General features: G+C 46.1%; 13 protein-coding genes. 8 read left to right on the top strand and 5 right to left on the bottom strand.

Translation table 11 applies throughout. The features are described 5' to 3' along the window. From EII32_RS08675 to EII32_RS08660, 4 genes are all read left to right on the top strand, one after another. On the top strand, positions 1–284 hold a 284-nt coding region (locus EII32_RS08675), incomplete at its 5' end, for a hypothetical protein (protein ID WP_233582352.1). A gap of 184 nt (positions 285–468) precedes the next feature. Beyond that, positions 469–5,112 carry a translocation/assembly module TamB domain-containing protein gene (locus tag EII32_RS08670; RefSeq protein ID WP_125235037.1) on the top strand — a complete coding sequence of 1,548 codons (4,644 nt, stop codon included), beginning with the start codon at positions 469–471 and terminating at the stop codon, positions 5,110–5,112. Further along, positions 5,090–7,465 (top strand): BamA/TamA family outer membrane protein, encoded by a 2,376-nt coding sequence (locus EII32_RS08665; protein ID WP_125235036.1) that lies wholly within the window; start codon positions 5,090–5,092, stop codon positions 7,463–7,465. The genes EII32_RS08670 and EII32_RS08665 overlap by 23 nt, the downstream gene beginning before the upstream one ends. A gap of 518 nt (positions 7,466–7,983) precedes the next feature. Continuing rightward, positions 7,984–8,730 (top strand): hypothetical protein, encoded by a 747-nt coding sequence (locus EII32_RS08660; RefSeq protein ID WP_125235035.1) that lies wholly within the window; start codon positions 7,984–7,986, stop codon positions 8,728–8,730. Positions 8,731–8,755: 25 nt separating this feature from the next. Here EII32_RS08660 and EII32_RS08655 read toward each other — a convergent pair whose 3' ends face one another. From EII32_RS08655 to EII32_RS08635, 5 genes are all read right to left on the bottom strand, one after another. Next, a complete protein-coding gene (locus tag EII32_RS08655) occupies positions 8,756–9,427 on the bottom strand; it encodes an RluA family pseudouridine synthase (protein WP_125235034.1) in 672 nt (223 codons plus the stop codon). Positions 9,428–9,530: 103 nt separating this feature from the next. Further along, complete coding sequence (gene fabG / locus EII32_RS08650) at positions 9,531–10,286, bottom strand: 3-oxoacyl-[acyl-carrier-protein] reductase (RefSeq protein WP_125235033.1); 756 nt, start codon at positions 10,284–10,286, stop codon at positions 9,531–9,533. 61 nt (positions 10,287–10,347) lie between these two features. Then, positions 10,348–10,926 carry a hypothetical protein gene (locus EII32_RS08645; RefSeq protein WP_125235032.1) on the bottom strand — a complete coding sequence of 193 codons (579 nt, stop codon included), beginning with the start codon at positions 10,924–10,926 and terminating at the stop codon, positions 10,348–10,350. Between the two features lies 1 nt (position 10,927). Beyond that, complete coding sequence (locus EII32_RS08640) at positions 10,928–11,464, bottom strand: hypothetical protein (protein ID WP_125235031.1); 537 nt, start codon at positions 11,462–11,464, stop codon at positions 10,928–10,930. 28 nt (positions 11,465–11,492) lie between these two features. Further along, positions 11,493–11,873 carry a hypothetical protein gene (locus tag EII32_RS08635; protein ID WP_125235030.1) on the bottom strand — a complete coding sequence of 127 codons (381 nt, stop codon included), beginning with the start codon at positions 11,871–11,873 and terminating at the stop codon, positions 11,493–11,495. 260 nt (positions 11,874–12,133) lie between these two features. Here EII32_RS08635 and EII32_RS08630 point away from each other — a divergent pair, with 260 nt between their 5' ends. The 4 genes from EII32_RS08630 (at position 12,134) to EII32_RS08615 (ending at position 14,340) form a co-directional block, all read left to right on the top strand. Then, positions 12,134–12,334, top strand: a complete 201-nt coding sequence (locus tag EII32_RS08630; protein WP_125235029.1) for a hypothetical protein — start codon at positions 12,134–12,136, stop codon at positions 12,332–12,334. Continuing rightward, a complete protein-coding gene (locus EII32_RS08625; RefSeq protein WP_125235028.1) occupies positions 12,331–12,537 on the top strand; it encodes a hypothetical protein in 207 nt (68 codons plus the stop codon). Before EII32_RS08630 ends, EII32_RS08625 begins: the two co-directional genes overlap by 4 nt. 129 nt (positions 12,538–12,666) lie before the next feature. Beyond that, complete coding sequence (locus EII32_RS08620) at positions 12,667–13,173, top strand: hypothetical protein (RefSeq protein WP_125235027.1); 507 nt, start codon at positions 12,667–12,669, stop codon at positions 13,171–13,173. A 3-nt stretch (positions 13,174–13,176) separates the two neighbouring features. Further along, positions 13,177–14,340 (top strand): DUF2800 domain-containing protein, encoded by a 1,164-nt coding sequence (locus EII32_RS08615; protein ID WP_125235026.1) that lies wholly within the window; start codon positions 13,177–13,179, stop codon positions 14,338–14,340. Positions 14,341–14,344: the final 4 nt, after the last annotated feature.

The following is a 14,344-nucleotide window of genomic DNA, read 5'->3' as shown; positions in this document are numbered from 1 at the left end:
TGTTTAACCCAAATCTGTCATTAGACCGCATTTGCTTAGATTTGCCATTGCCGTTACGCTTCCCGACTGCTTTAGCCCGCTTGCTGACATCTGCGCAGCCATTACATCCCAACGCAGCCCGCTACGCCTTCGATGAAACGGTTGCACATCTGCTCAACAATCGAACAAAATCGGTTGAGGGTTCTAATGACAGATTGGGGTTTAATGCAAGTTATGAGACAACCATGTCATCGGCAACATGCAAAAAAGATGTCGGAGAATTTATCACAAAGGAACATTACTGACAAAACAGAGTCGTGATGACATAGAAGAGAAGCCTCGTCATGGTAATGTTTTTTGAGAGGAGGAGCAATCTTTTTGTTGCTTTTATTCGTTTATCTGAATTATTTTTTATTAATTTGCACTCGCTTTTATGCCTCGCAAACTATCATTCGTTGTTGCGATAGTGGCGATTACGACAGTATATAAATGAAGAAAAGAATAAAGAGGACAGGCATTACCATACTTGCCATTATTATTACGGTTGCGGCTCTTACCGCAATGATATACTTCCCACCGTTCCAAGAATGGGCTGTCGGGAAAATTGCCGGATATGCATCGGAACAGACAGGAATGGACATAAAGATTGAGCGTGTTGGACTCAGTTTTCCGCTCAATCTCAAGATAGGAGGACTTCATGTTGAGAAACCAAACGACTCGATACCCAACCTGACAGATACAATCGCCGATGCACGCGAACTTGTGGTTGACGTGAGGCTGCTGCCGCTGCTCGGGGGGAACGTGGAGATTGATGCTTTGCAATTTGACGGAGTGAAGGTGAACACCGACGGACTGATACAATCCTCACGTATAAGAGGAAGCCTTGAACGGCTGTACCTCGAAAGTCACGGCATATACATCGGCGAGGGAACAATACGCGTGAATAACGCAATGCTCGACGGTGCCGACCTGAACATCGAACTTGCCGACAGCGTACCGGAAGACACCACGGCAAGCGACAACCGATGGAAGGTGAACATAGACCGTCTCCACATAGAACAGAGCCGACTCGCACTGCACATGCCCGGCGACACGATGTCGGTAAAAGTGGCAATCGAAAAGGCGGCGGCAACAGATGCACATATCGATTTGTACCGAAGCCAATACAGCGTGAGACACCTGAAATGGAACGGTGGCGCATTCGGACTTGACTACAACTACGAACCGCACAGTAAGGGACTTGACTTCAGTCATCTCGCACTGACGGACATAACGCTCGAAGCTGACTCGTTCGATTTCTGTTCGCCGAAGATAGCAATTAACATAAGACAGTCTTCATTCAAAGAAAAAAGCGGACTCGATGTACGTGAGTTCACATCACATTTCGGCATCGATGCCGAAAAAATACACCTCCCGAACGCAAACCTTACCACCTCGGAGTCGCAAATGAAAGTGCATTTCGTAATGGACAAGAACACTTTCAGCGAAACGATACCCGGAAAGATGCATCTTACAGCGGACGGATATATCGGGAAACAAGACATCATGTTGTTCATGGCAGACATGCCGGAGGCTTTCAGACGGAAATGGCCGGCACTGCCGTTGAAAGTGAAAACGGTACTTAAGGGTAACATGCGACACATGGTGCTGGCAGGACTTGTCGCCGATCTGCCTACCGCCTTCCACATAAACGCCCACGGGACAATAGACAATATCTCCGACCCTGCCAACATCAGAGCAAATCTGTTTGCCGATGCACGTACCTATAACCTTGACTTTGCCACATCGACACTGCCGGCCGGTACGCTCGACGGCATGGAAATTCCACGCGGAATAGGCATAACGGGAAAATTCTATGCCGACAGAAAAAGATACAAGACCGAGTTCCGTGCCACCGAGGGGGGAGGTACGATTACCGGGCATGCCGACATCAACACCGCAGGGAACATGACATATAACGCAAACCTCACGACCCGCGGACTGAATCTCGGACATTTCGTTCCTAAAAAAGGACTCGGACCGTTCAGTGGAAAGATTGCAGTGAAAGGCGGTGGAACGGACATATATTCCCCAAACACCCGAATAGAAGCCGACGTGGAGATAACAAAATTCGGATATTCCGGCTACGACCTCAGCGGAATGGGTGGAAAACTAACTATGCAAAACGGGCATGCCCTTGCCAATATCAAAAGTAACAACCCGCTTATAAAGGGCGATGTCATATTCTATGCACAACTCGGCTCAAGAGAGATAAAAGCAACGCTGACTGCCGACATGTCGCACATTGATTTCTACGGACTGAAACTTGCAGAAACACCGCTGTCGGCCGGTTTCTGTACACATATCAACATGACAACGGACATGAACCGGTCGTACGATGTAAAAGGCACTGTGAGCGACCTCGCTGTGCATGAAGGCGGTAAAGAATATTTTCCGGACGACATCAACATATACCTACTCACAAACAACGATACCACACGCCTCGCGGCAACCAACGGCGATTTCTTTGTAAACATTGATGCACGCGGAGGATACAAGACGCTGATGAGGCAGACAGACAATGTGGTGGCACAGATAAAGGAAGATCTCGACGACAAGGTCATAGACCAATCCGCACTATGGGAGAAACTCCCCACGGCAAGCATAATGATCGAATCGGGCAGCGACAATTTCGTGAACAAAGTTCTGCAGATGTTCGGTTACTCGTTCGATGCTGCCAAGGCAGACATCACTTCGTCTCCACAAACGGGACTAAACGGAAAAATGGAAGTCCACCGATTGCTTGCCGACAGCGTACAACTCGATACGGTGCGGCTCATAATGTATTCGGATGCCGGACAGTTCCGCTTCAATGGTCAAGTGCGCAACAACAAAAAAAATCCGCAATATGTATTCAATGCACTCATAGACGGATATTTGGTTGAGAAAGGACTTGCCCTGAGCCTGCGCTACTACGACCATCGCGATGTGATGGGAATAAGACTCGGAGCAACGGCAGAAATGGAAGAGGAAGGGATTCGCATGCGCCTGATTACCGACAACCCCGTTATCGGCTACAAGAATTTCGCCGTCAATGAAGACAATTATGTATTCATGGGGAACGACCGAAGATTGTCTGCAAACTTGAGAATGAACTCGGCCGATGGCGTTTATGTGCAGTTGTTCTCCACCGACAACAATACGGATGCACTTCAGGATCTTACACTCTCAATAAACAAACTGAAAATAGAGGACATCGTTGCCGTGGTGCCATATATGCCACGCATGTCGGGAACGATAGACTGCGACTATCACTTCATACAGACCGAGGAAGACATCTCGGTAAGTACGACTATCAACGTGAAAGAGATGACATACGAAGGAAGCCCGATAGGAAACCTCGGAACCGAGTTCGTATATATGCCGAAAGACGGCGGCTCACACTATATAGATGGAATAATTTACAACGACGAGACACAGGTGGCAACGGTGCGTGGTACATACAAATCGGAGGGCGGAGGATACCTTGATGCCGTGCTGAACATGGAGAAGATGCCGCTGAGCATACTCAACGGAATGATGCCTGACAGGATTGTGAACTTCGAAGGTGTGGCAGACGGCAGTCTCGACATACGCGGACAATTGGACAGACCGCAGGTTGACGGTTCGTTGGCACTAACCGACGCTTTCCTCGTTAGCGAACCTTACGGCATGCACATGCGCTTCGACACGATGCCGGTAAAAGTAATCGGGAGTAAGGTGCAGTTCAAAGATTTCAGCCTATACTCCACCAACGGCACACCGATGTCGGTAAACGGCAACATCGATTTCTCCGACCTCGGAGACATTACACTGAACATCGGCATGGCTGCACGAAACTTCCAAATAATAAACTCAAAGGAGACACGGCGCAGCGAAGCGTTCGGAAAAGCCAATGTTGACTTCGCAGGGTCGCTGGAAGGTTCGCTGAACTATCTTAGAATGCGCGGAAGAATGGATGTACTGGGAACGACAGACATGTCATACATCTTGCGAGACAATCCTATTACAACCGACTACCGGATTGAAGAACTCGTGCGCTTTACCGACTTTGCCGACACTACCCAAACCGCCGTACAACACAACGTACCCATGGGATTCGATATGGATCTGACAATAAACATCGACCGCGCGGCACGGGTGGTATGCTATCTGAAAGCCGACCACTCCAACTATGTAGATTTAATGGGAGACGGTTCGCTGCGACTGCGCTACACACCTTCGGAGAGTTTCCGTATAAGGGGGAAATACACACTGAACAATGGTGAGATGAAATACTCGATGCCGGTAATTCCGCTCAAGACATTTACCATAAAAGACGGCAGTTACATTGAGTTTACCGGCGACCCGATGAATCCGCGACTAAACATTACCGCCACCGAACATACAAAATCGACTGTGGCAAACGGCGAACAAAACCGTAGTGTGGATTTTGAATGCGGAGTGGTGATAAGCAAGACGATGCAGGACATGGGACTGCAGTTCGTAATATCGGCACCGGAAGACATGGCGGTACAAGACGAACTGAACATAATGAGCGAAGAGGAACGGGGAAAACTGGCAGTGGCTATGCTGACCACAGGAATGTATCTCTCGGGAGGAAATAATACGGGAGTGTCCATGAACAACGCTTTAAGTTCGTTCCTGCAAAGCGAGATAAACAACATTGCAGGCAATGCTCTGCGCACAATCGACATAAGTTTCGGAGTTGACAATGCTTTCGATGCCTCGGGAGACATGTACACCGATTACAGTTTCCGCTTCGCAAAAAGATTCTGGAACAACCGGCTGCGGGTGGTTGTAGGTGGAAAAATATCCACGGGGTCAAACCTTGACAACCGCGATCAGGCATTCTTCGACAACGTCACGTTCGAGTACCGCATGAGTCAGACTTCGAACAAATACCTGAAACTTTTCTACGACCACGGGGCATACGACTGGCTGGAAGGCGAAAACAGCGAATACGGAGTGGGATTTATATGGAGACGCAAAGTGAACCATTTTCAGGAATTATTCAGAAATGATAAAGACGACGGAAGAATGAAACTCGACAAAATGCACACAATACAAGACACGATAAACAACAAAGCAAATGGAACGACAGAAAAGGAATAGCAAAACGATATTTGCACTGCCGACCATAATGCTGTGTTGCGCAGTGATCATGGCGGCATGCTCCACCACGAGTGCGCTGACAGAGGGAGAGCAGTTGTATGTGGGAATTGACAAAATAAACTATACCAACTACGAACCAAGTCCGCATTTCGATGCAATGCAGGAAGAATTGGAAGCAGTATTGGCATGCGAACCCAACGGTGCACTCTTCGGGAGTTCGTCGGTTCGCTCACCGTTCCCGATAGGTCTGTGGGTGTGGAACGCTTTCTCGCGCTCCGAAGGTAAGTTTGGCAAGTGGATAACACGAACTTTCGGGAAAGAACCGGTTCTAATGAGCGATGCAAACGGCGCACTTCGCTCCACAGTGGCACAGAGTGTACTGCACAACCACGGATATTTCCATGGCAAGGTGGGCTATGACGAAATAACACAGAGAAACCCGAAGAAGGGTAAAATACGCTATAATATAGAGATGAACCATCTCTATACGATAGATTCCGTTGAATATACCGGTTTCCCGGCAGTGAGCAGCAATCTGATAAAGCAAACCATGGACGATGCGATAATACGCAGCGGAACACCATTCAGCGTTGCGGCACTCGATGCGGAACGCTCACGAATATCACATTTGTTCCGCAACAACGGGTATTATTACTACCAACCCTCTTACGCATCATATCTGGCAGACACTCTGATGATGCCGGGAAAGGTGCGGTTGCGCTTCCAACTCGCAGACGGTATTCCCGAGAAAGCAAAGCACAAATGGTATATCGGGCGAGTCGGACTTACTTTTAAACGTTTCGTAACTGACATTCCGACCGACTCTGTGAAAAAAAATAAGTTTACGGTGTATTTCAACGGGCGCAGACCTCCTATAAGGACGGCTGTGGTGGGACGGGAAATCAACATTCGGAAAGGACAAACGTTCTGCTACGATGACTTACTCGAAACAGAGAACAAAATATCATCTTCGGGACTGTTCAGCATGGTAAATTTCACGTTAACGCCACGCGACAGTTTGCAGACATGTGATACGCTCGACCTTAACATATCATGCATATTCGACAAGAAATATGATTTCTACATCGAAACGAACATGCACGGACGCACCACGGGACGGATGGGGCCGGAATTGGTGCTCGGACTGACCAAGCGGAACATATTCCGCGGAGGAGAGACATTTGACATAAACATGCATGGTCTGTACGAATGGCGCACAACGAAGAAACTCGTTGACTACTCGGACATGGCCACTTATAAAGTGGGAATTGACGCATCACTCACATTCCCACGAATAGTGACACCTTTCAACATATTAAACAGTCAGCGACGAGCACTTAACCAAAGGCGGCGCGAGAAGAACTTGCGAAGAAAACATTATGTATCGCCACCGACAACAATGCTGAAATTGGGATTTGACATTGAAAGCCGGTCAGACTATTTCCGCATGCACACCGCTTCGGGAGAATTGACATACAAATGGCAATCCACACCGACATCAACCCACAGATTGTCACCATTGACGGTAGTCTATCAGTTCAAAAACAAAATCACTCATCTCTTCGACTCTATCGTGGGAAACAGTGCGTATCTCACACAAGCCCTTTCTGACCAGTTCGTAAACAAACTCACATACACCTACACCTATTCCAGTCCGAAAGGAACGCGTAACCCTATTGCATGGGAAACGACCGTGTCGGAAGCAGGAAACATTGTGTCGCTCAGTTTCATGTTAACGGGAAGGAAATGGACGGAGAGAGGCAAACAACTTTTCAAAAACCCGTATGCACAGTTCCTGAAAATTAGCACCGATTTCGTAAAGCGTTGGCGTTTCGGAGAGAAAACTTCACTCGTCGCACATCTCAATGCGGGAGGAATATGGAGTTACGGCAACAACACTTACTCGCCGTTCAGCGAACAATTCTTCGTTGGTGGTGCAAACAGTATCCGGGCGTTCCCGGTAAGGAGTGTTGGTCCGGGACGCACAATACCCGACAACAGCGACCTGAATTATCTACTGCAGACGGGCGACATAAAGTTACTCGCAAATCTGGAATACCGTTTCAACATATTCGGCAGCCTTAACGGGGCACTATTCATTGATGCAGGAAATGTATGGAACATCAGCAGTGACAGCATGGACAACGAACGCTTCAAACTCAACAAACTGCCGCGCGACCTCGCGCTCGGAACGGGTTTCGGACTCCGCTACGACCTTGAATTTCTCGTGCTACGCATAGATTGGGGATTCGCTCTACACTCGCCATATAATACCGGAAATCATGGATATTTCAACATTCGCGGATTCCGAAACATGCAGTCGCTGAACTTCGCCGTGGGTTATCCTTTCTGAACATTGTTTTCAATAGGAATTAAGATATATGAATTAAAGAAATCACCGTACCGAACATAATGAGATAATCTACAGTAAATTATTTCCCGTAAATCGTGAGATACGAACATCTGTAATTATCCGTTTAGCGGCATAACAAACATTTCTTGTTGTATTGATTTAGTAAGAAACAACAAAACGACAATCAGAATACAAACAATAAAGTATTAAAAACGATTTTAACCCAAATCGGTCATTAGAACCCTCAACCGATTTTGTTCGATTGTTGAGCAGATGTCCAGCCGTTTCATCGAAGGCGTAGCGGGCTAAAGCAGTTGGGAAGCGTAACGCACAATAGTAATTCTAAGAAAATGCGGTCTAATGACAGATTTGGGTTTAATAAAACACATCAAAATACCAAAATAAATTTTGCATGTTAGTTTTTTTCAATAACTTTGCAGAAAAATAGGAATTTTGGTACTACCAATGGGTGGTACAATGCTTTTCCAACATATTATTAACATTAACAAAAAACAATTATGAAAATTAAGAAATCAATAATGATGGTACTCCTTGCACTGATTACTTCAAGTGCAATGGCACAAAAACTAAAACTGATTAAATTCATTCCGGAAAACAAGAATCCAAAAGAAACATTGGGACTTACATTTTCCAACAAGCCGAACGGAACATTCTACAGGTTGCGTGAGGACATAAAAGTAAAATTCCTGAAACCCACGCCGAGGACGTGCAACATGGAACAAATAATAACAGGAGAAACAGAATTCGGATATTACGCAATGTATCGCAATAGTTTGGGGAGTAGCGAGTACTCGTTCATCTTGACGCTGTACAACGAAAAAGCAGACATGTTCGACGAGATAGACCTGAACGAAGTATCCGACAACTACAACTGCGAAATACAAGATTTGAGATACGAGAACGGACGAGTATATTACAATTTCGCATGCCCCTCATATTCGTCCGGATTGAACGGAGCATGCTCGTCACTCTATTGTCTTGACATTACGAAAAAAGAGGTGTTATGGAGTACGCCATACCTGACAAGCAATGATATTTTCATAATTTACGGCGACTACATCATCTGCGGATACGGGTTTACCAACGAAAAAGACTACCTGTTTCTCGTAAGGAAAAAAGACGGCAAAGTACTTTCAAAGGTGTTGCTTAGATCTGCATGCCAATATATTGAGGTAAAAGACAATCGAATATATGCTATTGACCATCAAGAAAACGCATACACTTTTGTAATCTCCAATAAGTAATTAATACCGCACGCGTAGATTCTTCTTACAAACCCGCAAAACTCTGCCAGAGATTATCTTTGGGCAGAGGAGCATCAATGGATATTAGTTTACGCGAAACAGGATGGACAAACTCTATGTGACGGGCAAGCAGCGAGATGCTGGCATCGGGATTGCTGCGGCGCGCACCGTATTTCAGATCGCCCTTGATTGGACAGCCAATGGCAGCCAACTGACAGCGTATTTGGTGATGACGTCCCGTGAGGAGATTGACCTCTAAGAGTGTGTAGTTGTCGGAAGTGCCGATGACACGATAACGCAATATGGCTTTTTTGGCTGCATACTCCTCATGGTCGAGGGCATAACTTTTGTTCTGCGACTCGTTACGATAAATCCAATGCACGAGTTCGCCCTCGTCGGCGGCAGGACGATTCTGAACTATTGCCCAATAAGTCTTGCGCACCTCACCGTTACGGAACATACCGTTGAGACGTGTCAGAGCCTTTGAAGTTCTTGCAAATACCACAAGTCCGAATACCGGACGGTCAAGCCGATGTACCACACCGATAAACACCGCACCGGGTTTTGCATAAACTTCTTTTATGTACTGTTTCACCATCTCTGACAAAGGGAGGTCGCGCGTTTTATCTGCCTGCACTATCTCGCCACTCGACTTGTTGACGATGATGATATGATTGTCTTCGTAAACTACTTCCATCGTAATGTCAAATAATTTGTGTCAAAACGTTCAAACATCGTCAACATGGTGACCGGTGGTTGAACATTTTGACACATTTACATTTATGGATAATTGGCGAACCTTACATATTCATTCCACCATCAACCTGTATTACCTGACCGCTTACATAACTTGAAAGATCACTCGCAAGATATAACGCGGTGTTTGCAATGTCCTCAACGTTGCCACCGCGGCGCAATGGAATCTTCCCTATCCACTCCTTACGTATGTCATCCGGCAGAGCCTGTGTCATTGCAGTGTCAATGAAACCCGGTGCGATGGCGTTTGCACGGATACCCTTCGGTCCCATCTCCTGACCGATACTCTTGGCAAGTGCTATCAGTCCTGCTTTCGATGCAGCGTAGTTAGACTGTCCGGCATTGCCGTGAACACCTACGACCGACGACATGTTTATTATCGAACCGCCACGCTGGCGCATCATTACCGGCACACATGCATGAATGAAATTGAATGCCGATTTGAGGTTTACCGCTATCACGGCATCCCACTGCTGCTCGGTCATGCGCATCATAAGTCCGTCTTTGGTAATACCGGCATTGTTTACGAGTATGTCTATACTGCCAAACTCTTCCTTCACTTGTTTTACCACTTCTTCGGTCTGACTGAAGTCGGCAGCATTGCTGGCATATCCCTTGACCTTCACGCCGAGAGCAGCGATTTCCGCCTCGGTTGCCTTGCCGTTCTCGTCGATAACAAGGTCTGTAAATGCAACGTTTGCCCCCTCTGCGGCAAACTTCAACGCGATGGCCTTGCCAATACCGCGTGCCGCGCCGGTAACAAGCGCGGTCTTACCTGTAAGTAATTTTGTTCCGTTCATAACTTATTGATTTTTACTATTTTAATTTGTCTGTAATTTGATTTGCTGAAAATTCGCATTATTAAATACCTAACAGATTGACTTTGCCGTAATAAAATATGCACCCGCCATCGTCTGACTTTGTTATATAGCCGTCAGCATCAACAGAGCCGCCAACCGACATTATTTTAGTGTGCAACTCACTATTGCCACCAGGCAAGAAACCTACACGCTTATTGCCACGATAAATGCCGATTGCGTAGGGGTCGTGAGGGTTGGATTTTAATGCCCGTGCCGTGCCTATAAAATCGCCCAACATAGAATCGGTAACGCCGCAGTAGTTAATACCTTTTATATTATATAGGTATTGGGCGTTATCGTCAGTTGTTACCGTTATGCTGATTGGCGATTTGCCCGATTGCTTTTCTTGCAGTTCAAACAACCGGCTTGCTTTTTGGGCGTACCGTTCTTTGCGTTTTCGTTCTTTCTCCTTTGCCGCTTTATCCTGATAAGCAAGCCAGATAGAAACGCCAATGACAACCACGCCTAAAAGCAAAAGGACAAGGCCCCAACTTTTGCCAATCGCTGCAAAGACACCGCCCATAATAAGGGCAAACGCTCCACAGCCCACACCCGAACTTTCGTTGTTTTGATTTGCCATACTACCTAACTACCTTTTTGCCGCCCTGAATGATTACGCCCCTAACGCTGTTTGGCGTTGGCAGTTCTACGCCGTCAAGGGTGTAGGCTTTGGCTTTGGCGGCATTAACGCGGGCAGCTGATACGCCCGCCGATGTATCTTTAGACAATTCTATTTTACCGTTGCCATTGTAGGTGTAAAGTATTATTTTGCCGTTATCAAATTGGGCTATCCGAAAGTTTACGTTACTTTGCCCACTATTCCACGGCGTTAGATGCAGAAACGATTTGCCATTGGGCGCGGTTGTAACCCAATATCCTTTGAAAAACCATTGCGACCCATTGGCAAATGATATTATACTATACCCACCATCAGCAAGCGTTAGCCCGGTTGGTTTAATATCCCAATACTCATTATCAAAGCCCGCGTTAAAATCGCCTGTTGTAATATCGGCGTTCCACGTTCCGGCTATTGTAGTATCGTCTAAATCCGTAATGTAGTTTTGGGCGTTGGCTACCAGGCAGACCAAACAAGCCATCGTTAAAAATACCCTTTTCATCTTTTTCTGTATTTTGGTATAAAGCGAATTATCCTACATTCCTTTTTTGTTCGGGCAAATACATTGCTTCTAATTCGTCTATACGCGCTTTGTATTTTGCAACCATTTTCGACAAAGTTTCTACGGTGGTTTCAAGATTTGCTATTTCGGCATCTTCCGGGGCATCCATACCGGCGGGCAAAGTGCGCATATCACCAATACCACGCAACAGCCATTCAGCCGATACGTCGTTGTGCTTATTCAGTATGAGCAACAAAGTATCTACCGTTATTGCCGCCCCATTATTGGAAAGTTGGCGGTTTAGACGTTTTTGGGTAGCCGAATCGCCGCCCGCTAATTTGTTTTGCGTTTCGCCAAATTCAGCAAAAACCACTGATATTCTATTTCTTACGTCGTTTTCTGTCTGCATACGCTTACGGTACAAATTGTTAAACAAGGTTATTTATTAGACATTTTTGTCTTAAATGTTTGGACAATTACCCGAAAACGTCTATCTTTGCACTCGGTATAAGTAAGTAACTATTTAACCGCGAACATAAGAAAGACTGTCGGACATCTGCGCCCAACTATAATGTAATTCCATTTGCAAAGATACGACAGTTTTTCTTTTCCGCCAAAGATATAAGTAAGTAAATAAGTGATTTTAACTAAAAGTTCGAGAAAAGTAAAATGGAAGTAGAAAAAGTAACGCGCGAAGATTTGCGAGGAATGCAGATGGGCGAAACCAAAGTGTTTGATTTGCCTAACGCCCAGGCTTGCGACAACGGAAAATCTGTTGCTTATCAAATGCAGAATTTATTAAGGTGTAAATTCAGTGTTTCAACTGACTACACAAGTAACAAACTGACTATTACCAAAAACTCTATATGATAATTGATAAGCCGATAGTAAACCCTGACGGATTGTATAACCAAAAGCAAGCCGCCGAAGCCCTACACATAGACCGGCACACCGTCGCACGGTACGAAGCCGACGGACTTATTAAGTTTAGAGTACGAAAGGCAGGTAAGGTAAAGGTTACGACCGGTGCGGAGATTATCAAGTGTTGGAATGGTATGTACTCAATTAAATAATTACGACTATGCCGATAATTGGAACTATCATAGAAATTGCCCTTTGTGGCTTTCTGATGGGCGTATTAATATATGACATATACACCCTACACCGTGAAATGAAGTATTAACTAAAAAGCACTATTAGTTATGAAAACAGATTTTAGTATTAACGTGCAAGTGAATATCGGAGTAACGCCCGAAGTCGTACAATTAGTTACGTCTATCTTGCAGAGAACGCCGCCGACTGAAATAGCACCGGCGACAAGTGAGCAACCCGGAGAGAGCGCAGCCACGACGCAGGGAAAACGCGGCAAAGGTAAAGCGAAGCCCGCACCCGACACAACCGCCGAGGCAGAGGTAGCACCAACGCCCGAAGCATCGGCAGAGGGTAAGGAACTGACCGAACAAGATGTAAGGGAGGCAATGCACCGTACCCGCCAACGTATCGAGGGCGAGGACTACAAGAACAATACCGATAGCGAGGGTTACAAAAAGTATCACAAACAACTAACGGCTACGTTCAAGAATATTGCCGCTCTGTTGGGTAGTGACAAGCCAAGCACGTTGCCCGCCGATAAGCGCGAATCGTTTATTAAGCAGTGCGACGAATTGATAGTGAAAGACGGAGAAATAATAACTGAAGCACCGTTTTAGACTATGCCTGGACTACACGCAGTATTAAGCCCCAGCGCAGCCCATAGGTGGATGAATTGCACCGCCGCCCCGCGACTTGAAGAAAAAGTAGAGGACAAGGGCAGCGCATACGCGGAAGAAGGCACTTTAGCACACGCTTTTTGTACCAAGCGCCTTAAAGAGTTTTTGGGATTGCCGACCAAAGACGAAGAAGCGGAAATAGTGCCGTTATTCGACAAGTATCACACGGGCGAAATGGACGAATACACGGACACGTACAAAGTTATCGTGTTAGAGAAGTTCAACGCCGCCCGTGCAAAGACCCCCGACGCACAATTATTGGTGGAAGTACGTTTGGACTTTACTAAATACATTCCTGATGGTTTCGGCACAGCCGACACGATGATTATTGCCGATGGCTGTTTAGAGATTATAGATTTCAAATACGGCAAAGGCGTTAAGGTATCAGCATACCAAAACCCGCAAATGAAAATTTATGCGTTAGGTGCTTATGAAGCATTCTGTTTTGAATATAATATAAGCCGCGTAAAAATGACTATCGTGCAGCCGAGAATAGATAATCTTTCGGAGTTTGAACTATCTACCACCGACTTGCTTAGATGGGCTACTTACGAACTTATGCCGAAAGCCAAAGAAGCATTTAGCGGTAAAGGTGAACAGAAACCTGGCGAGTGGTGTCAGTTCTGTAAGGTGAAGTGCAGTTGCAAGGCTTTGGCAGCAACATGCGTTAAGACAGCCACCGAACACGCCAACCCGCTATTAGTAAGCAAAGAGGATATGGAAAATATCGTTTTGCCACAGATAGCCACTATTAAGACGTGGTTAGCCGGTATCGAAGAATATGCGTTGCAACAGGCTTTAAGCGGTGTTCAGTATGCCGGCTATAAGATTGTGGCAGGGCGTAGTATTCGGAAGATTACCGACCCCAAAGCCGTGATGCAGCTTTTGGCAAATAACGGCTTTGCCGCGGAATCATACACCAAACCTACTGAATTAAGGGCTATCACCGACCTTGAAAAGTTGATTGGTAAGAAACGGTTTGCCGAGTTATGCAAAGACTACATAGACAAACCACAAGGCAAGCCCACGTTAGCACCTGACAGCGACAAACGCCCGGCGTTCAATGCCGCCGCCGACGATTTTAAGGAAATCAGTATTAACGATTAAATAG

The organism is Prevotella sp. OH937_COT-195 (genome assembly GCF_003932845.1).
Taxonomy (GTDB): Bacteria; Bacteroidota; Bacteroidia; order Bacteroidales; family Bacteroidaceae; genus Prevotella.
The sequence above is the reverse complement of the archived record's forward strand: the minus strand, read 5'-3'. Positions and strand labels throughout refer to the sequence as shown.